We start from the raw sequence: 17,276 nt of genomic DNA on the forward strand, positions 1-17,276 counted from the left end.
GCGCTGAAGCGTTCCAGGTTTTCGACAAAGGACAGGGCATGACGGAAGAGATCAGCTATGGCGATTTCGAGCGGGTGGATATCCGCGTCGGAACGATCATCGAAGCGGAGACTTTTCCGGAAGCACGCAAGCCCGCATACAAGCTCAGGATCGATTTCGGGCCGGAGATCGGCATCAAGCGCTCCTCCGCACAGATCACCGTACACTATACGCCGGAAACTCTTATCGGCCGGCAGGTGCTGGCGGTGGTCAATTTCCCGCCACGCCAGATCGGACCGGTGCGTTCCGAAGTGCTGACGCTCGGTTTCGAGGATGAGTCCGGCGCAATCGTTCTCGCTGCGGTGACCCAGCCGGTGCCGAACGGTAAGAAGATGATGTGAGCGGTATCCCTTTCGCAATCGAAGGGAAGTGCCCTCAGTGGATGTCCCTCGATAGCGGGTCGCTCAGGCTGAAATCGAGAAATTCCGCTTCGAAGCCTTCGCGTTGCGGCGAACAGAAGGCGGGACCGACCGACACTTCCTCCAGCATCGGATCGAACCAGGCGAGCCTCGCCATGCGCCACTCGCTCATGCGGTCGGTGCGATACTGGATGAAGAGGGCATCGCCGTTGCGCGTGACCCGTGCCGACATGGCATCGAATTCATGATCGAGCCGGAAGGCCGACCAGTCGGAATTGCCATTGGTGACGACGACGCTGAAATGCCCGGCGCCGTCGGTATATTCGATCCCGCATTTCATCCAGCGCCTGGCATCGTGGCGGATCATCAGGCCGGCCTGATCGTAAAGCTCGCGATAGTGGCCGACAAAGGTGACTGCTGCGGTGAAATCGCCACGGCGCGGCATGCCGAGAAAATGACCGTTGTCGCGATGGAAGCCGTAATAGGTCTCCTGCCAGAAATCGGTCTTGTCGCCGGAACGGACAAACAATCGTCCTTGGTTCACCTCCCACATCGGCGGCGCATTCAGCCAGTGCATGCCATCGATATCGATCGCCATGTGACGCCTCCTCAGGCAGGAATGCGGATAGTGGCGCGCAGGCCGCCGAGCGGGCTGTCGCCAAGCGTGACGTTGCCGCCATGGCTGCGGGCGATGTCGCGCGCTATGGCAAGGCCGAGGCCTGTGCCCGACTTGTCGAGATTGCGGGCCGAATCCAGCCGGAAGAACGGTTTGAAGACGTCATCGCGTGCCGCGGCTGGAATGCCGGGGCCATCATCATCGAAAATGATCGTCAGCCATTTGGCGCTGTGCCTTGCTTCGATGCGAAGGCTGTTGGCATAGCGCCGGGCGTTGGTGGCAAGGTTCGTCACCAGGCGGGTAAAGGCATTCGGCCGGACGGAGATTTGATCGTCACCGTCGATGGAGAAGCTCATGGATTTACCGTGCAGCGTGAAGTCCTGCTGGATCTTCTCGAAGATATCGCTGAGCTTGAACTGACCGACATCTTCTTCTGCCTCGCCGCGTGCGAAGGCCATATAGCCCTCTAGCATGCTTTGCATGTCCTCCACATCTTCGCTAAGGCCGGCAAGATCCGGATTTTCCCCGACAAGGGCAAGCTGCAGCTTGAAGCGGGTCAAAACGGTTCGCAGGTCATGGCTGACGCCGGAGAGCATCGCCGTGCGCTGCTCGATCTGCCGTTCGATGCGCTCGCGCATCAGAATGAAGGCGAGACCGGCGCGGCGTATTTCGTCGGCGCCCCGGGGGGAATAGTTTTCCAGTCGCTGTCCTTTGCCGAAGCTTTCCGCCGCCTGGGCGAGAGCCAGGATCGGACGGATCTGGCCGCGCAGGAACAGGACGGCGATACCGATCAGGACCAGAGACGTGCCGACCATCCACAGAATGAAGATATGGGTATTGGACGCATAAGTCTGGCTGCGCTTAGCGAAGACGCGCAGCACCTTGTCGGGCAGCTTGATGCGGATCTCGACCAGGCTGGAATTGCCGACGGTGTCGATCCAGAATGGCAGATTAATTTGGTCGCGGATCTCGTCGCTCAGAATGCCGTCGAGGATCGAAAAGAACGGTTTTTCGGCGGGCGGCGGCAGCTCGCCACCCGGTTCGATCGAAATGGCGAGATCGAGCTTCTGGCGTGCCATTTGGGTGATGGCGGAATAGTCGGCATCCTGCGGATAGGTCTGGATGATGGTGATGATGGCGGCGATGTCGCGCGTTGTCGCCATCGACAGGCGCTGAGTCACCATCTGCCAGTGGCGCTCCATGAAGACGACGGTAACCACCGCCTGCAGGATGATCATCGGCAGAATGAAAATCAGCAATGAGCGGGCATAGAGGCCGGTCGGCAGGATATAGCGACGCATCCAGCGCGAAAGCCACCGCAATCCGTTGGACGGCGTGTGATCCTGGTCGCGTCTGATCGAATCGAATGTCACCATCACCTGGTCCCGCGGAGCCGATCTCAGTCTATGCTAAGGCGGTAGCCGATGCCACGCACCGTCTGCAGCCAGATAGGGTTGGCCGGGTCGTCTTCAATCTTTCGGCGCAGCCGGTTGATCTGCACATCGATCGTTCGTTCGCCCACCTCCGCGTCATTGCCGATGAGCTCGTGACGCGGGATGGTCTCGCCGGCGCGCTTGGCAAACAACAGCATGATTTCCTGCTCGCGGTCGGTAAGCCGGATGAGTTCCGCCGCCTTCTTCAGCTCCTTGCGGGTGAGCGAAAACGTGTAAGGTCCGAACATCACAAGCTCGATCTTCGGGGAATCGGCGGGCGCATTGCGGCGAAGGATATTGTTGACGCGCAATACCAGCTCACGCGGGTCGAAGGGCTTTGGCAGATAGTCGTCCGCGCCGGCCTCAAGGCCCGCTATACGGGAGTCGGCTTCAGCCAGTGCCGTCAACATGATGATCGGAATGTTCTTGATCGCCCGCAGGCTCGACGTCAGCGCGATGCCGGATTCGCCGGGCATCATCACATCCATGATGATGAGGTCGAAGTCGAGCCCTTCCAGCTTGCGGCGGGCTTCGGCGCCATCGGCAGCAGACGTGACGCGAAAACCTTTCTCCATGAGGTAACGATTGAGGAGGGCACGGATACGTGTGTCGTCGTCCACCACCAAAAGATGTGCTGCGTCATCCGAGATTGCTGCTTTTGTCGTCATTCGGTCCGTCTCGATCCTGTCCTACCCATCGATTGCATTGAGGCACTCCGCACCGGCACCGCGGGCTGAATCGCCGTCATTTCCCCGTCTGCATTCCCCTCAGGAAACGCTTCACGCTTTCGCGCGTCGCTTCCGACGCGCCTTCGAATGCCCTTTCAATGCGGCGCGATTGCGGCTCGGCCAGCGCCAGCGCCAGATCGCGGCCGGCTTGCGTCGGATACAGCTTGCGCTGCCGCCGGTCCTCCGGACCTGCGACCTGGCGAATATAACCCGAATCGATCAATTGTTTGAGAACCCGCGCCAAACTCTGTTTGGTGATCTGCAATGTTTCCAGAAGGTCCGCAACCGTCATGCCGGGTTCCCGGTTAACGAAATGGACGACACGATGATGGGCCCGGCCGAAACCGCTCTTGACGAGGATCTGGTCCGGATCGGAGACAAAATCACGGTAGGCGAAGAAAAGCAGCTCGATAATCTCGAAATCGATGCTTCCCGCGTTCTGCATCGGTGTGCCCAGCAGCTCCGTTTTTGCCGCATTCTGGCTCATCTGTCGTGGCACCGTGACATTTCCTTTCCTATTATGGAGCATCCGGGAAATTTCCGCAAAAATATGTCAGCTCTATTGACGCATTTCTACGTCGTTGCCCGCTTTCGCACAATGCCGTGCGGCCCGAACGGGCTGCCCTATCGGGAAATTAAGCGCGGTCCCGCAAAAACTCCAACATATCCTGTATATTAATCCGTCGCCACAGGGGCAGAATATGGCCGATAGCAATCATGCCTTGAGGTGGCGAGATTGTTAGAGAACAATGGGGCGAGAGGCAGGCGCCCTTGCTGAAGGTCGCGCATGCCCGGCCGTCGAGCGGCAACCATCGTGAAAGCGGGTATCTTTTCCGCGCCATCCGCTTCAAGGCAGGGGCGAGATGCGCCTGTTGCCAAACGGAATTGATGTTGATCCGCACAAGCCGGGTGTTTGTCGGCCCGGCTTGTGCGATCCGATCTAGTTACGACTTACGGCCGAGAACGGCACCGACGATCGCGGAGAGCACGCCGCCGGCGACCAACGAGGATATGCCTTGCGCGATGAGGCCGGTGAGAGCTTCGCTGCCGATCAGGTTCAGGATCAGGCCGCCGCCAAGGCCACCCACGGCTCCGGCAATCGTTCTCGCAATGAGATTGATCCCATCCTGCTTCAAAACGGCGCTCGCGGCGTTGCCACCGATCGCACCGGCAATCAATTGCGTAATGATAGGCCCTAGACTTTCCATGACTGCCCTTCTCCCATAGTTCCGGAGACGCTTCCGGATGCCCTCTCGCGGCGTCCCGGATCGATGCCAGGGAGCGGCGATAATCCTTCATCGATATTAGGATTACATCATGCACGGATCGCTGGAAATAGAAGAACAACTCAAACGGGAGAATTCCCTAATAATTTCAGGGGAAATCCTCGGTTTGGACATGCGGCCGACCCACCGCATGTCAATTTCGCCATCTTATGTGGTCCTGCGAGGCGAATCAGCGGTAGACGTAGACGATGCGGCGTGTACCCGGATCGACCAATACGGGTTGGTGGTTTACCTCGACGTAGCTGTATTGGTAGTCTGGAATACGGTGTACTTCCACGCTTTGCGGAACGGTGGCGCCAACCACCAGATCTCCACGCAACTGAACGGTATCGACCGGATTGTCGTCGATATAGGTGCGGACTTCCTCAGGCGGGGTGATTGCGACTACATCGCCACCGCTCTGATCGACGGGCCCCAGCAATTCGTCGCTCGGATCGGGCTGAACGCGCTGGACGCTGCCGGTCTGGATCGGATCGGTCTGTTCATAGGTGATGGTGGGAATGCCCAGGTCATCCCGGTGGTCCTGAACGACGACCGAGGTGCCATTCTGTTCGACGCTCAGATATTGCGCATAGACCCAGCCGCGCATGCCATTGACGTCGACCCGGCACCAGCGGCTACCTTCGACGCAGCCGTCGAGTGTTGCTTCGGACCCGCGAGTGGCGACACCAACGGTCGGGAATTCCGCGCCTGGACCGGAGCGAACTTCGATATCGGTGGCGGTTGTTGCGGCCATCTCGGCCTGGGCGAGACCCGCACTGCCGAGAAGGACAAAGCCGGTCAGCAACAGATTTCTTTTCAAGGACATTGGTTTTCTCCTTCTGTCTTGAAAGACCTATCTTCAACGTTTTGAGTGCCTGAGTGTTCCGGTTTGCCGGACACCAATAGGTCATCGTTCGATGGGAGGATCAAATAAGCGTTTGAAAACATGGGTATTATCGAATCTTGAGGTTCGGTTGCCGCGTTTGGACCACTTTGAAGCTTCGGGGGCTGCTTTGTCTGATGTTTGCCGTTATACCGGCAGTACGACGATCAAACAGACGAGGCGCTCCATGGGCATGCTCCAGGCCGGCATCATTCCGGTGACCCCTTTCGAACAGAACTGCACCATCCTGTTCGATCCGGAGACCAAGGAAGGCGTGGTGGTCGACCCGGGCGGCGATGTCGATATCATCCTGCAGACGGTGCGCGAGAACGGCATTACCCTCAAGGCCGTCTGGCTGACACACGGCCATATCGATCATGCCGGCGGTGCCGACGAGGTGCGTGAGGCACTCGGCATCGAGGTGATCGGCCCGCATGAGGACGATCGCTTCCTGCTGGAGGATATCGAAGCCAAAGGCAAGATGTTCAACATCAGCGGCGTGCGCAACGTTACGCCGGACCGCTTCCTGAAGGAGGGCGACAAGGTTTCCTTCGGCGAGCATGAATTCGAGGTTTTCCATTGCCCGGGCCATGCGCCCGGCCATGTCATCTATGTCAACAGGAAGCAGGGCTTTGCCCATCTCGGCGACGTGCTGTTCAACGGCTCGATCGGCAGAACGGATCTGCCCGGCGGCAATCATCAGCAGCTTTTGGAATCGATCCGCGACAAGGTTTTCCCGCTTGGCGATGAAGTCGGCTTCATCTGCGGCCATGGGCCAGGCAGCCGGATCGGCGACGAGCGCCGCACCAATCCCTTCCTGCGCGGGTTATAGGCGAAACGTTGCTAGCGGGCCTTTTGCCCCGCAGTTTCGCGGCATCTGGAAAGAATATCGTCGACAACGCTGGCGAGCGGCGCTGTCGCGTCGATGCTTATCGCGTTTTTCGGAATGTCCTCCTGCGTCGCGTGTAATCGCACGATGATGTCTCGCTCGGCGGGCTTGCCGCCAAACTCATCTTCCGGTCTGGCGGCAAGCCGGCGGTTTAACGTGTCCAGATCGACGTTGAGCACGAAGACCTCATCGAACAGATCGATAAAGCGATGAAAATTCCTTGAGCCGCCGCAGAAGAAGGTGGTCGGATGGCTTCGATCGGCGACGAGGGATTTGACCTTGCCGACATCCCAAAGGTGATGTCTGTGCCTGAAAGCCACATCCCCAATGTGCTCCTGAAGGGCAGAGGCATCCAGCGGTTCGCCCGTTTCCGGATCGCCCTTATAGGCCAACTCACGATCGCCATGGATGACATGATAACCGCGCCGCTGCAGCTCTATGGCGACTGCGGTCTTGCCAGCTCCAGAAACGCCGTCGATCAAGTAATTCCTGACGCCCATTCTCCAACCTCTGAAAAGCTTCTTCGCACAGCCAGAAATGATGGCAACACGCATAAAATGCCAGTGTGACCATGGCAGGACATTATCACAGAGTGTTTGGATGAGAGTTTTGGGCGCAATGGGGCCGGCGTTCTTATCAGAGACGTTGTTTCAGAGAAAGCGTGGAGCGTTCAGTGTGCGAGAGACGGCAATGCGGGGACGCTGCCGCAAATCCAGGCGGAAAGACAAACGCTTCCCGATAGGAGCTATTCCGCATCAATCGGGCGCCGCTCGAAAGCGGCGCCCTGGTTCCTCGCATTGTCATTCGGGGCACGTCTGAAATCAATCGGCCGTGCAGAAATGGCGCATGCCGTCAAAGCCGACATAGGTACCGGTGCGGCCATCGAAGCTTCTGTAGCGGTCGTAGCAATAGCGCATCCATGCGGACGACCAAGGACGCAGACCGTATGCCGGCGCTGGCGCATAATAGCTGACGTCGCGTTCGACATAGACGCGGCGCGGTGCTGGGCGATAGTAGTAGCCAGGGGGAGGAGCGTCGTAGCCTGGGTCGACATAGGCCGGGGCCGGTTCGACGTAGCGCGGCTGGCTGGCAATGGCGGAGCCGACGATCAGGCCGGTTGCGAGCCCGGCGGCGCCGAATGCCCAGCCGTCTCGGTTGTGATGGCGCCAGTATTCGTCGGCGGAAGCGGCGCTCATGGAAGTGATCGTCAATGCCGCCGCGACGGCGGACATGACAAGCGTTTTGCCGAGTATGGTCATTGGCCTATCCTCTAACGGAAGCGGGACAAAAGTCATTCCCGCCCTTTCATGGGAGGCAAATTATACGTGGCAAACTGAATGCAGACTGAATGACAAAACCCGGCATTGCTGCCGGGCCTCAACTCGAATTTGAAAGCCGTAAGGTGTCTTAGCCAGCAATCTGCAGATTGACGGCCTTCGGCCCCTTGCCGCGGCGATCCGGTTCCGTGTCGAAGCTTACCTTCTGGTTTTCCGACAATCCTGCCAGACCAGAAGCCTGAACTGCAGAAATGTGTACAAAGATGTCCGCGCCACCCTTGTCCGGTTTGATGAAACCGAAGCCCTTATCGGTATTGAAAAATTTTACAGTGCCAGTCTCGGCCATGCCTCAGGTCCTTTTCTCTCTGCCCACCATCCACACGGGCAGCATTACTTCAGTTGCCCTTGCGGGCGCTTGCAGGCAGTTCTCGAAATTTGAAGGAAAAGGTCCCCGTAACTCGGCATGGTCTCGATGCGATGTTTGCCACCCCGCTTCTCGACCAAGCTGACCGGAATATTAGCGTTTCCGGCTCGCAATTCTATTAGGACTTCCCATGCTCTAAAAATGCCCGAACACTGTTGAGAGTGCTGTGTTTATGGGAAATTGGCAAGCAAAAGTTTTTTAACGTGGCACAACAGGCACAATACCGTAACGCGAATATGTTAAGGCGATTCGCAAATTTTCCCACTTTGAAACAAGTTTCTAAGGGTTTTGCATCGCTCGCGATATAGTTTTGGCGAAATTTCCCCAAATCCGCTGGTGTGAACAGCCGTTTTCGATTGTTCGAAAAATTTTGGCGTGCCATGCCGTCAAGCGCCTAAAAGCGCGCATTTCCGGCGTTTTTTATGCTGTGGCGTCGCGCCGCCGAGTCAATTCCGGCACCAATTCCACGGCCAGCATCGCCGTAAACATCAAGGCGCAGCCGGCATAGCCGAGAGGGCCGATGGTTTCGCCGAGCAGCAAGGCGCCGAGTGAAGCCCCGAACAGTGCTTCCGAAGACAGGAAGATCGCCGCCTGCGACGCGGTCGTATAACGCTGGCCGATGATCTGCAACGCGAAAGCCAGGCCTGAGGAAAATATGCCGACATAGAGGATCTCGCCGAGTGCGGCGCTAATATCGGCGATGGTGATCGGTTCGATGGCGACGGCAACCGCGAGAGCGAGAACGGCGGTGACGGCAAATTGCGTGGCGGAGATGCCAAGCGGCCGGCCGGTGTCGTTAACGGCGGAGCCGGCGAGCGTGATTTGCGCTGCCCAGAAGAGTGCGCAGATCACGGTCAGGAAATCGCCGACGGTGAGGCGCGAGAAGGAGCCACCCGACAGCAGGTAGATGCCGCAAAGCGCCATCAATGCCGCGGGCCAGATGACCCAATGCGGCGAGCGGCGCAGAAAGATAACGGCGATCAGCGGCACGAAGACCACGTAGAGACCGGTGATGAAGCTAGAATTCGTGACCGTCGTTGTCAGTAGGCCGAGCTGCTGCGTTGCCGCTCCGCCGAAGAGAGCGAGGCCAATCAGCAGAAAGAAGAGCCAGTTGCGAGGCGTCAGCGGCTTGGCGGCCTTCCTGTTTTCCATCCACACGAAAGGCAGGACGACCATGGTGGCCACGGCGAATCTGAGGCCGATGAACCAGAAGGGTCCGATCGCCTTCATCGCTGTCGATTGCGCAACGAAACCGCCGCCCCAGATCGCGGCGGCAAGCAACAACAACAAATTCGCCTGTATGCGAGACATCTGCATCCTGCGGGAAGGGGAGGAAAGAATGAGGCCGACCGTTAGCAGCTGCTTTTGCTTGCGGCAAGGCCGAAAGATGCCCCAAGCGGCGCGTTGAGCCTAGCTTGCTGCTCTCGAAATCCTCAGAAGCGCACCGTCGCTTTCATCCGTCGTGATCAGCAACGCACCGTCGGGCGCGACCGTTATGTCGCGCAAGCGGCCGAATTTTCCCTCAAACATGCGTTCCCGCTCGGTGATTTTGCCTTTGCCGTTCTGGCTTAGCCGTGAGAGCAGCTCGAACTTCAGCGCCGTGACGAGGAAATCGCCGTTCCATTCGGGAAACATCTTGCCGCGATAGACGGCAATAGCGCCGGGCGCAATCGAAGGGTCCCAATAGAAGCGGGGCTGTTCCATGCCGGCCTTTGCCGTGCCGATACCGATCTTGGTACCATTGTAATTGACGCCATAGGAAATGACCGGCCAGCCATAGTTCTTGCCGGCTTCGGGCGTGTTGATCTCATCGCCGCCCCGAGCGCCGTGCTCTGCCGTATAGAGTTTGTTCGTCTGGCTGTCGAAGGTGATGCCCTGAGGATTGCGATGGCCCTTCGTCCAGATTTCGGGAAGGGCACGCTTTCCGTCTCTGAACGGATTATAGGCAGGAATGCTGCCATCGGCGCCGATATGGATGATGGAGCCGGCATCGTCTTGAAAATCCTGGGCGCGATCCTGTTGGAAGCGATCGCCAAGGCTGACGAAAAGGCTACCATCGCGGGCGATCGCGATGCGCGAGCCGTATTGGAGATTTCCGCGCGACAGCTTGTTCATCACGAAAATGCGCTTCGCATCGGTCAGCTGCTTTTCGTCAGGAGATAGTGTGGCGCGGAATACGGCCGTACCGCTTCCGCCGTCGCCTGCCACCGAGGCGGTGAAATAAAGGGTGCGGTTGCTGGAGAATTTCGGATCGAGTTCCACATCCAGCAAGCCCCCCTGACCATGCGCATAAACCTTGGGGACGCCTGAGATTGGAGCGGAAATCTTGCCATCACGGATGAGCCGCATGCGGCCTGGCCGTTCGGTCACGAGATAGGCACCATCGGGCAGTACGGCAACCGCCCAGGGATGTTCCAGCCCGGCCGCGATCGTCTCGACCTTGACGTCGACCTTTTGCGTCTGGATGGTCTGTATAGGTTCGGCAAACACCGATGTTGCCGTCAGCAGGGCACAGACCATCAAGGCGATCGCAAATCGGTTTCCGCCTGAATCCGCTTTTGCCTCACGCATCTGTCTGACCTCCCAATAGCCTCGCTTTTGCAAGGTGGGGCCGTTAAGTTGCCATTCAAGGCTGGTTGCGGAGCCGATAACGCCTTTGTGTTCTCGCTTTTGACTGATGGATGCTTTTCGGCTCATTCAAGCCTGCTTGCGAGGGAGGCGTTTTGCACGCAAGAGGCATCCGGCCGGCCCCGTGGGAAGATGATACCGAGGGAAGTATTTGATCTCTATTAGAAATTCCCAGCATCCTCAGAATCCGATTCAGGCGCTTCGCGTAATGATTCAAGTTTGGATCGATCGGCGATGCCTGGCTACGATCCATGCGGTCCGGGCAAAACCGGCAAGCGCGCTCGCGGCCGGGCTTCTAGCCGGATAAGGAAAGCTTATGCACATGGCCCGGAAACCCATGAAATAAAGCCACTGTGACGCCTTTGTGCTTGAAACGTCGGCCCATATTCGACATAGAGCTTAGCGCAGAAATCTGGTCCACAGGCTTTCTGCCATTTTCAACCGAATAGGACCGATCACCATGGCCTTTCTTGCCGACGCTCTTTCCCGTGTAAAGCCTTCTGCCACCATCGCCGTTTCCCAGAAAGCGCGCGAGCTGAAAGCAAAAGGACGCGACGTGATCGGCCTCGGCGCCGGTGAGCCGGATTTCGATACGCCCGATAATATCAAGACGGCGGCCATCGACGCGATCAATCGCGGCGAGACGAAGTACACGCCGGTTGCCGGCATTCCGGAACTGCGCAAGGCGATCGCGGCCAAGTTCAAGCGCGAGAACAATCTGGAATACGCTCCCGAGCAGACCATCGTCGGCACGGGCGGCAAGCAGATCCTGTTCAACGCCTTTATGGCGACGCTGAACCCCGGCGACGAAGTCATCATCCCGACGCCTTACTGGGTTTCCTACCCGGAAATGGTGTCGCTGTGCGGTGGCACGCCGGTTTTCGTCGCCACGACACAGGCCAACAACTTCAAGCTTCAGCCGGCCGATCTTGAGAAGGCGATCACGCCGAAGACCAAGTGGTTCATGTTCAACTCGCCGTCCAACCCGTCGGGCGCGGCCTATTCGCATGCCGAGCTGAAGGCGTTGACGGACGTGCTGGTCAAGCATCCGCATGTCTGGATCCTGACCGACGACATGTACGAGCACCTGACCTATGGCGAGTTCAAGTTTGCCACTCCGGTCGAGGTCGAGCCGAGCCTCTACGACCGCACGCTGACGATGAACGGCGTGTCGAAGGCCTATGCGATGACCGGCTGGCGTATCGGCTATGCTGCCGGCCCGCTGCAGCTCATCAAGGCGATGGACATGATCCAGGGTCAGCAGACCTCGGGTGCGACCTCGATCGCCCAGTGGGCTGCCGTCGAAGCGCTGAACGGTCCGCAGGACTTCATTCCGCGCAACAAGAAGATCTTCGAAGGTCGCCGCGATCTCGTAGTCTCGATGCTGAACCAGGCGAAGGGCATTTCCTGCCCGGTTCCGGAAGGTGCCTTCTACGTCTATCCGTCCTGCGCCGGCCTGATCGGCAAGACGGCTCCGACCGGCAAGGTCATTGAGACGGACGAGGATTTCGTCTCCGAACTGCTGGAATCGGAAGGTGTGGCCGTCGTCCACGGTTCCGCTTTCGGCCTCGGCCCGAACTTCCGCATCTCCTACGCGACTTCGGAGGAGCTGCTCGAGGAAGCTTGCCGCCGCATCCAGCGCTTCTGCGGCGCCTGCAAGTAAGCGGCCATAATCGTTCAATTGAAAAGCCCGCCAGAGATGGCGGGTTTTTTGCATTCAGCTTGCCGGTTTCATCTTCATCAACTGATTCAAGCGTTTCGCAATTTGAATCCGCCAGTCGGCGCAAGTCTTTGAAATCGGAATCAAAGACCGAGCGCTGTCAGCATGATGAAAGTGGCGAAGAGAATGAAATGGGTCATGCCCTCAATGGCGTTGGTTTCGCCGTCGTTGAGGTTGATGGCGGCGACGATCAGGGTGATCATTACCATGACCGTCTGCACTGGCGACATGGCCATCATGAAGGGCTGGCCGGTATAGAGCGCAATCGCCTCCATGACCGGCACCGTCAGGATGACGGTCGAAAGAGAGGCGCCTAAAGCGATATTGACTGTCGCCTGCATGCGATTTCTGAGCGCCGCCCGCAGAGCAGTCAGAATTTCCGGTGCGGCGGAGATGGCGGCAACGACGATCGCGGCGATGGCGGGCGGAGCGCCCGTGCCCTTGAGGCCGGTATCCATGAAGGCCGACATGAATTCCGCCAGCACGCCGATCAGCACGACGCCGATCAAGATCGTGACGATCGAAGTTGTCGTGGATTCTTCTTCATGATGCTCTTCAGCCTCTCCGGCAGCGAGCTTCTTCTCCGTGCGCGGATAGCTGTAGCTGAAGAAATAGCTGTGGCGGCCGACCTGCATGCGTAGGAACAGCGCATAGAGCGCGATCATCGCGACGATGGTGAAGGCCGAATAGTAGTGCCATTTCGCATCCGGGATGAACTCGGGCACGATCATCGAAATGCCCATAGCGGTCAAGATCATAACGCCATAGGTCCGGCTGGAATCGTCATTATAGGGCTGTTCGCCATGTTTCAGACCGCCGAGAAGAGCAGCAAGACCGAGGATGCCGTTGATATCGAGCATGACGGCGGCATAGATGGTATCGCGCACCAGTGTCGGCGAACTCTCGCCGCTCATCATGATGGCGAGGATGATGACTTCGACCGCAACGGCCGAAAGAGTGAGGATCATCGTGCCGTAGGGATCGCCGACCTTGACGGCGAGGGTCTCTGCGTGGTGGGCGACGCGCATGGATGCTAATACAATCGTCGCGATCAATGCCACGGCGGCGACCATCGCAGTGCCTTGGCCCATTTCCAGTATGGAATGCTCGCCGACATAGGCGACGACAGCAATCGCCAGTGCCACTAGCAGGTTTTTCTCCTGCTTAAACCATTTCGTTATGATCACTTTCCCCACCTTTGCGCCGATTCACGGTTGCACTCTAGAGCAAGGATTTCGCACATCAAGCTTGCGGGGAGGAGGGCGAAATTTGCAGTTAACGCGGTTTAATGGAATACTATGCGGACAGGTCTGCCCAATCACAATGTCGCGGCATCCTCGAACCCGTCTCAGATGCACGCGATTCTGCCGGCAACGTCCGGTTCGAAGGTCTTGGCAGATGAGAAGGAGGGTCTGAATGGTCAAGGTCGTTTACGAAATCGTGCCGCATGACGGTGGGTGGGCTTATCGCTTCCGTGACGTTTATTCGGAAGCGTTTCCAACACATTCCGAGGCGGTGGAGGCCGCGAGGATCGTGGCGGCGGAACAGCAAATCGGGGGAGATTCAGCCGAAATCAGCTGGCAGGACGAGAGCGGCAAATGGCATGAGGAATATGCCGACGGCGGTGACCGACCGGAAACGGAAGTCATCGACGGCCAGATGCATTTTCCGCCGGTCGATACAGCTCCAGGCGCCTAGCTCTGCCGCTGGCCGGTTGCCTTTTCGACAATCGCGTCGACGAAGCGACGTTTCTCGGCAGTGTAGCGATCGCTATCATGTCGATGCATTTCGGCGAGTTCCAATTTCAGCGCGGCGTAGGCTGTCGCTTCTGCGGGATGTGCTCGAAGATAATCGCGAAAGATCACCCTGCGCTCATGGGTCCGGTTGTTCGGCGGGCAGAGATAGACGCGCTCCGGCGGCCTGCCGTCGCGCCGCATGAAGGCCCAGACATCGTCGTCATAGCGATTGCCACGCGGTTCGTAATTCTCCCGCAGAAGAATCTGGGTCGCCGCAGGCACATCGGCTGAGCTGTGCAAGATGATATCGATGTCGATGAGCGGTTTTGCGGCGATCCCGGGAATGGATGTGCTGCCGATATGTTCGATCGTCACGACATAGGGCGCCAGCAATCGTTCGAGCTTTTCGCGGATGCGTTCGAAATCCCCTGGCCAGCATGGGTCGTACGGCACAAGTTCCACCGCTGTTCCCATGGTCAAAATCCATTCTCCACGTTGTTTTCCTTGATGTAATCAAGCAAACCCGTCACCAGGGCATCGAATGTCACGCGGCAGCGTGGCGATGTCTTCAGATTTTCATGCATGACGATCCAGGTGTCGATCTCCACCTTTATCTCTGGCAATATCTGCACGAGGTTTGGATCGCGGCTTGCCAAGGGGATCTGATAGAAACCGATGCCGATGCCGGCGCGCAGCGCATTGTGGAGCGCGATGCTGTGATCCGAACGAAAGCTGAAGGAAGCGCCGTCGAGCATCGGATAACGCTTCAGCATCATGCGTATATAGGCAGTCTGGCGATCGAAGCCGATGAGCTTGTGCCGATGCAGTTCCTCGAGGGTTTCGGGCTTGCCGTACCGCTCGATATAGTCGCGATGGGCGAAGAGGCCGAGAGAGATGATGCCGATACGCCGAGCGAGTAGTGCTTCTTGCGCCGGTGCGACCATGCGCACGGCGATATCGGCCTCACGCTGCAGCAGATCTTCCACCGTATCGGAGGCTGAAAGCTCGACGATCAGGTCGGGATAGATTGCCTGCAACTTGGCAAGGATCGGCGGCAGCACTTCCGTGCCGATGACTTCGCTCGCGCTGACGCGCACTGTTCCGCTGACCTTGTCCTTCGAGCCGGAGGCCGCGCGCAACAGTGCGGCGGTCGTGCTCGCCAAAGTCTCGGCATAAGGTTTCAGAACGAGGGCGGTGTCGGTCGGCAACAGCCCCTGTTGCGAACGAGTGAACAGCTCCGCACCCACCGATTGTTCCAAGGCGTCGATATGACGGCCGACCGTCGGCTGTGTCAGGCCGAGTTCGCGGGCAGCGGCCGACAGCGAGCCGTGCTCCAGCACGGCAAGAAAGGTGCGATAGAAATCCCAGCTTGGTTCAGATAGCGACGTCATATATTTATGTATATCATCTGCAGATTTTTCAGCAATTTCGTTTATCGCCGATACCAAGCATAGTCAGCCCATCGAAACCGATGGAGATGACGATGAGCAACAATAAGGAAAGCACGAAGACGGCCCTGATACTCGGCGCGACCGGCGGCATTGGCGGTGCTGTCGCGCAAGGGCTTGCCCTTCGCGGCTGGCGCATCCGGGCGCTGAACCGCAATGCGGCCGAGGCGGCTCGCCGCCAGCCGAAGTTCGACTGGTTCCAGGGCGATGCCATGCAGGCGGATGATGTTCTGAAGGCGGCGCAAGGTGCGGATGTCATCGTGCATGCGGTCAACCCGCCCGGCTATCGCAATTGGGGCAAGGTCGTCCTGCCGATGCTCGATAACACCATTGCCGCCGCTAAGGCGGTCGGTGCGCGGATCGTGCTGCCCGGTACGGTTTACAATTTCGGTCCCGATGTTTTCCCGAATGTCACGGAAGATAGCGCGCAACGGCCGAAGACCCGCAAAGGCGCTATCCGCGTGCAGATGGAACGGCGCCTGCGGGCGGCGGCGGAGCAGGGCGGTACGCCTGTTATCATCGTTCGCGCCGGCGATTTCTTCGGCGGCTCTCGGGCCAATAGCTGGTTTTCGCAGGCCATGGTGACGCCGGGTAAGGCGATTACTTCAATGACCTATCCAGGCAAGCGCGGTGTCGGCCATCAATGGGCCTATCTGCCCGATGTTGCCGAGACCATGATGCGGCTGATCGAGAAGGGCGACGAGCTGCCGGCTTTCGCCGTCTATCATATGCGCGGTCATTGGGATGGCGACGGCAGACAGATGATTGAAGCCGTGCAGCGCGTCGTTGGACACAAGGTGAAGGTGAAATCGTTTCCCTGGTGGATAGTACCGCTAGCCTCTCCGTTCGTGACATTCATGCGGGAACTGCGCGAGATGAGCTATCTCTGGGATGTGCCGCTGCAGATGCGGAACGACAGGCTGGTGGCTGCGCTCGGCGAAGAGCCGCATACGCCGATCGATGAAGCCATTCGCAGCAGCCTAGCGTCGATCGGTTGCCTGCCGGCGGCATCAGCCTAATGTCAGGCATTGAGTTCGGCGAAGGCGATACCGGCGACGGTGAAATCCGAATCCGCATTCTTGGTGTCGCCATCGCTCAAGAACCACGTTGCTGAAAGCCCCGCATAGGCAATGATCCATTGCAGCAGGCGTTTTGGTTCGAGACCCGCTTCGGAACAGACGATCGGCAATTGCCGTTGCAGGCGGCCTGGCTTCGTGACGGTGGGCAGCTCGGGATTGCAGAAGATATTAGCGAAATCGAACCCGCGTTCGCCGTAGACCCGCTTGGGATCGATTGCGAGCCAGCCGCGAGGATCGAAGTCGAGAATGTTCTCGTGATGGATGTCCCCGTGCAAAATCGTCTGGTCGCGTTGATCCGCCAGAAGCCGCGCGGCCACCTCGGCACAGGCAGCGAGCATGCCGCCATGGATGCGCGCCGCCGGTTCAAGCTCCCGAAACCAGCGATCCAGCGGGACGAGATCCGACGGTAGCGGCTTGGCCTTCCGTGCATGCAGCTTCGCAGCCGTACGACACATGATCCGGCTTGCCTCGTCGTCTTCTCCCTGCATCGCCATGGTGAGCAGGGAGCCTGCCCCGGTTGCCCGCTCCATAAGGGCTGCATCGTCATCATGTTCGTAGACGAAGGCGGCGCCTTCGCCATCCCACCAGCGCAGCACGCGATTGCCGAATTTCTCGTCGATATTTTGCGCAACCTTGATCATGGCGGGCTTATCCCGCCAGATGACCGGAAGAAGATGGCTCGAATGGGTGATGATGGGATCGCCGTCCGGCGTCAGCGACCAACGGTCTATATAGAGATCAAACATATG

20 protein-coding genes are annotated in these 17,276 nt (G+C 58.5%); 5 read left to right on the forward strand and 15 right to left on the reverse strand.

What is annotated here, in order from left to right:
- Positions 1 to 38: 38 nt before the first annotated feature.
- The gene (locus tag FBZ97_RS03525; protein ID WP_145316552.1) at positions 39 to 380 is read left to right on the forward strand and encodes a tRNA-binding protein; all 342 of its coding nucleotides are present in this window, start codon (positions 39 to 41) and stop codon (positions 378 to 380) included.
- A gap of 34 nt (positions 381 to 414) precedes the next feature.
- On the opposite strand, the gene FBZ97_RS03530 is transcribed toward FBZ97_RS03525, so the two are convergent.
- The 6 genes from FBZ97_RS03530 to FBZ97_RS03555 form a co-directional block, all read right to left on the reverse strand.
- Entirely contained in the window at positions 415 to 996 is a 582-nt protein-coding gene (locus tag FBZ97_RS03530) for a DUF1349 domain-containing protein (RefSeq protein ID WP_145316554.1), read from the reverse strand.
- 11 nt (positions 997 to 1,007) lie between these two features.
- Complete coding sequence (locus tag FBZ97_RS03535) at positions 1,008 to 2,390, reverse strand: ATP-binding protein (RefSeq protein ID WP_069612647.1); 1,383 nt, start codon at positions 2,388 to 2,390, stop codon at positions 1,008 to 1,010.
- A 23-nt stretch (positions 2,391 to 2,413) separates the two neighbouring features.
- Positions 2,414 to 3,115: a response regulator gene (locus FBZ97_RS03540; RefSeq protein WP_069612646.1), complete on the reverse strand. Its 702-nt coding sequence runs from the start codon at positions 3,113 to 3,115 to the stop codon at positions 2,414 to 2,416.
- Positions 3,116 to 3,191: 76 nt separating this feature from the next.
- Positions 3,192 to 3,662 carry a MarR family transcriptional regulator gene (locus FBZ97_RS03545; RefSeq protein WP_173004631.1) on the reverse strand — a complete coding sequence of 157 codons (471 nt, stop codon included), beginning with the start codon at positions 3,660 to 3,662 and terminating at the stop codon, positions 3,192 to 3,194.
- A gap of 457 nt (positions 3,663 to 4,119) precedes the next feature.
- A complete protein-coding gene (locus tag FBZ97_RS03550; RefSeq protein ID WP_092711633.1) occupies positions 4,120 to 4,383 on the reverse strand; it encodes a hypothetical protein in 264 nt (87 codons plus the stop codon).
- Between the two features lie 247 nt (positions 4,384 to 4,630).
- Complete coding sequence (locus tag FBZ97_RS03555) at positions 4,631 to 5,269, reverse strand: DUF1236 domain-containing protein (protein ID WP_145316556.1); 639 nt, start codon at positions 5,267 to 5,269, stop codon at positions 4,631 to 4,633.
- A 244-nt stretch (positions 5,270 to 5,513) separates the two neighbouring features.
- Here FBZ97_RS03555 and FBZ97_RS03560 point away from each other — a divergent pair, with 244 nt between their 5' ends.
- A complete protein-coding gene (locus tag FBZ97_RS03560) occupies positions 5,514 to 6,158 on the forward strand; it encodes an MBL fold metallo-hydrolase (RefSeq protein WP_145316558.1) in 645 nt (214 codons plus the stop codon).
- A gap of 11 nt (positions 6,159 to 6,169) precedes the next feature.
- Here FBZ97_RS03560 and FBZ97_RS03565 read toward each other — a convergent pair whose 3' ends face one another.
- The 5 genes from FBZ97_RS03565 to FBZ97_RS03585 form a co-directional block, all read right to left on the reverse strand.
- Positions 6,170 to 6,715, reverse strand: coding sequence for a nucleoside kinase (locus tag FBZ97_RS03565; protein ID WP_145316560.1), 546 nt, complete (start codon positions 6,713 to 6,715; stop codon positions 6,170 to 6,172).
- Between the two features lie 321 nt (positions 6,716 to 7,036).
- Positions 7,037 to 7,474, reverse strand: a complete 438-nt coding sequence (locus tag FBZ97_RS03570; protein WP_095435387.1) for a BA14K family protein — start codon at positions 7,472 to 7,474, stop codon at positions 7,037 to 7,039.
- A gap of 148 nt (positions 7,475 to 7,622) precedes the next feature.
- Positions 7,623 to 7,838 carry a cold-shock protein gene (locus FBZ97_RS03575; RefSeq protein WP_004116423.1) on the reverse strand — a complete coding sequence of 72 codons (216 nt, stop codon included), beginning with the start codon at positions 7,836 to 7,838 and terminating at the stop codon, positions 7,623 to 7,625.
- Between the two features lie 498 nt (positions 7,839 to 8,336).
- Positions 8,337 to 9,227: a DMT family transporter gene (locus tag FBZ97_RS03580; protein ID WP_145316562.1), complete on the reverse strand. Its 891-nt coding sequence runs from the start codon at positions 9,225 to 9,227 to the stop codon at positions 8,337 to 8,339.
- 99 nt (positions 9,228 to 9,326) lie between these two features.
- Positions 9,327 to 10,487 carry a PQQ-dependent sugar dehydrogenase gene (locus FBZ97_RS03585; protein WP_145316564.1) on the reverse strand — a complete coding sequence of 387 codons (1,161 nt, stop codon included), beginning with the start codon at positions 10,485 to 10,487 and terminating at the stop codon, positions 9,327 to 9,329.
- A 517-nt stretch (positions 10,488 to 11,004) separates the two neighbouring features.
- On the opposite strand from FBZ97_RS03585, the gene FBZ97_RS03590 reads away from it, so the two are divergent.
- Positions 11,005 to 12,207, forward strand: coding sequence for a pyridoxal phosphate-dependent aminotransferase (locus tag FBZ97_RS03590; RefSeq protein WP_113388916.1), 1,203 nt, complete (start codon positions 11,005 to 11,007; stop codon positions 12,205 to 12,207).
- Positions 12,208 to 12,347: 140 nt separating this feature from the next.
- On the opposite strand, the gene FBZ97_RS03595 is transcribed toward FBZ97_RS03590, so the two are convergent.
- A complete protein-coding gene (locus tag FBZ97_RS03595) occupies positions 12,348 to 13,451 on the reverse strand; it encodes a calcium:proton antiporter (RefSeq protein ID WP_113332261.1) in 1,104 nt (367 codons plus the stop codon).
- Between the two features lie 229 nt (positions 13,452 to 13,680).
- On the opposite strand from FBZ97_RS03595, the gene FBZ97_RS03600 reads away from it, so the two are divergent.
- Positions 13,681 to 13,962 (forward strand): DUF2188 domain-containing protein, encoded by a 282-nt coding sequence (locus FBZ97_RS03600; RefSeq protein WP_092711617.1) that lies wholly within the window; start codon positions 13,681 to 13,683, stop codon positions 13,960 to 13,962.
- On the opposite strand, the gene FBZ97_RS03605 is transcribed toward FBZ97_RS03600, so the two are convergent.
- Positions 13,959 to 14,474 (reverse strand): GrpB family protein, encoded by a 516-nt coding sequence (locus FBZ97_RS03605; RefSeq protein ID WP_145317567.1) that lies wholly within the window; start codon positions 14,472 to 14,474, stop codon positions 13,959 to 13,961. The two genes, FBZ97_RS03600 and FBZ97_RS03605, sit on opposite strands and share 4 nt — an antisense overlap.
- Before the next feature lie 2 nt (positions 14,475 to 14,476).
- Positions 14,477 to 15,391, reverse strand: coding sequence for a LysR family transcriptional regulator (locus FBZ97_RS03610; RefSeq protein ID WP_145316566.1), 915 nt, complete (start codon positions 15,389 to 15,391; stop codon positions 14,477 to 14,479).
- Between the two features lie 92 nt (positions 15,392 to 15,483).
- Here FBZ97_RS03610 and FBZ97_RS03615 point away from each other — a divergent pair, with 92 nt between their 5' ends.
- Positions 15,484 to 16,467: an SDR family oxidoreductase gene (locus FBZ97_RS03615; protein ID WP_246661690.1), complete on the forward strand. Its 984-nt coding sequence runs from the start codon at positions 15,484 to 15,486 to the stop codon at positions 16,465 to 16,467.
- Between the two features lie 2 nt (positions 16,468 to 16,469).
- Here FBZ97_RS03615 and FBZ97_RS03620 read toward each other — a convergent pair whose 3' ends face one another.
- Entirely contained in the window at positions 16,470 to 17,273 is an 804-nt protein-coding gene (locus tag FBZ97_RS03620) for an aminoglycoside phosphotransferase family protein (protein ID WP_145316570.1), read from the reverse strand.
- Positions 17,274 to 17,276 lie beyond the last annotated feature (3 nt).

Origin of the sequence: Rhizobium sp. ERR 942 (genome assembly GCF_007828395.1) — a bacterium.
Taxonomy (GTDB): domain Bacteria; phylum Pseudomonadota; class Alphaproteobacteria; order Rhizobiales; family Rhizobiaceae; genus Rhizobium; species Rhizobium dioscoreae.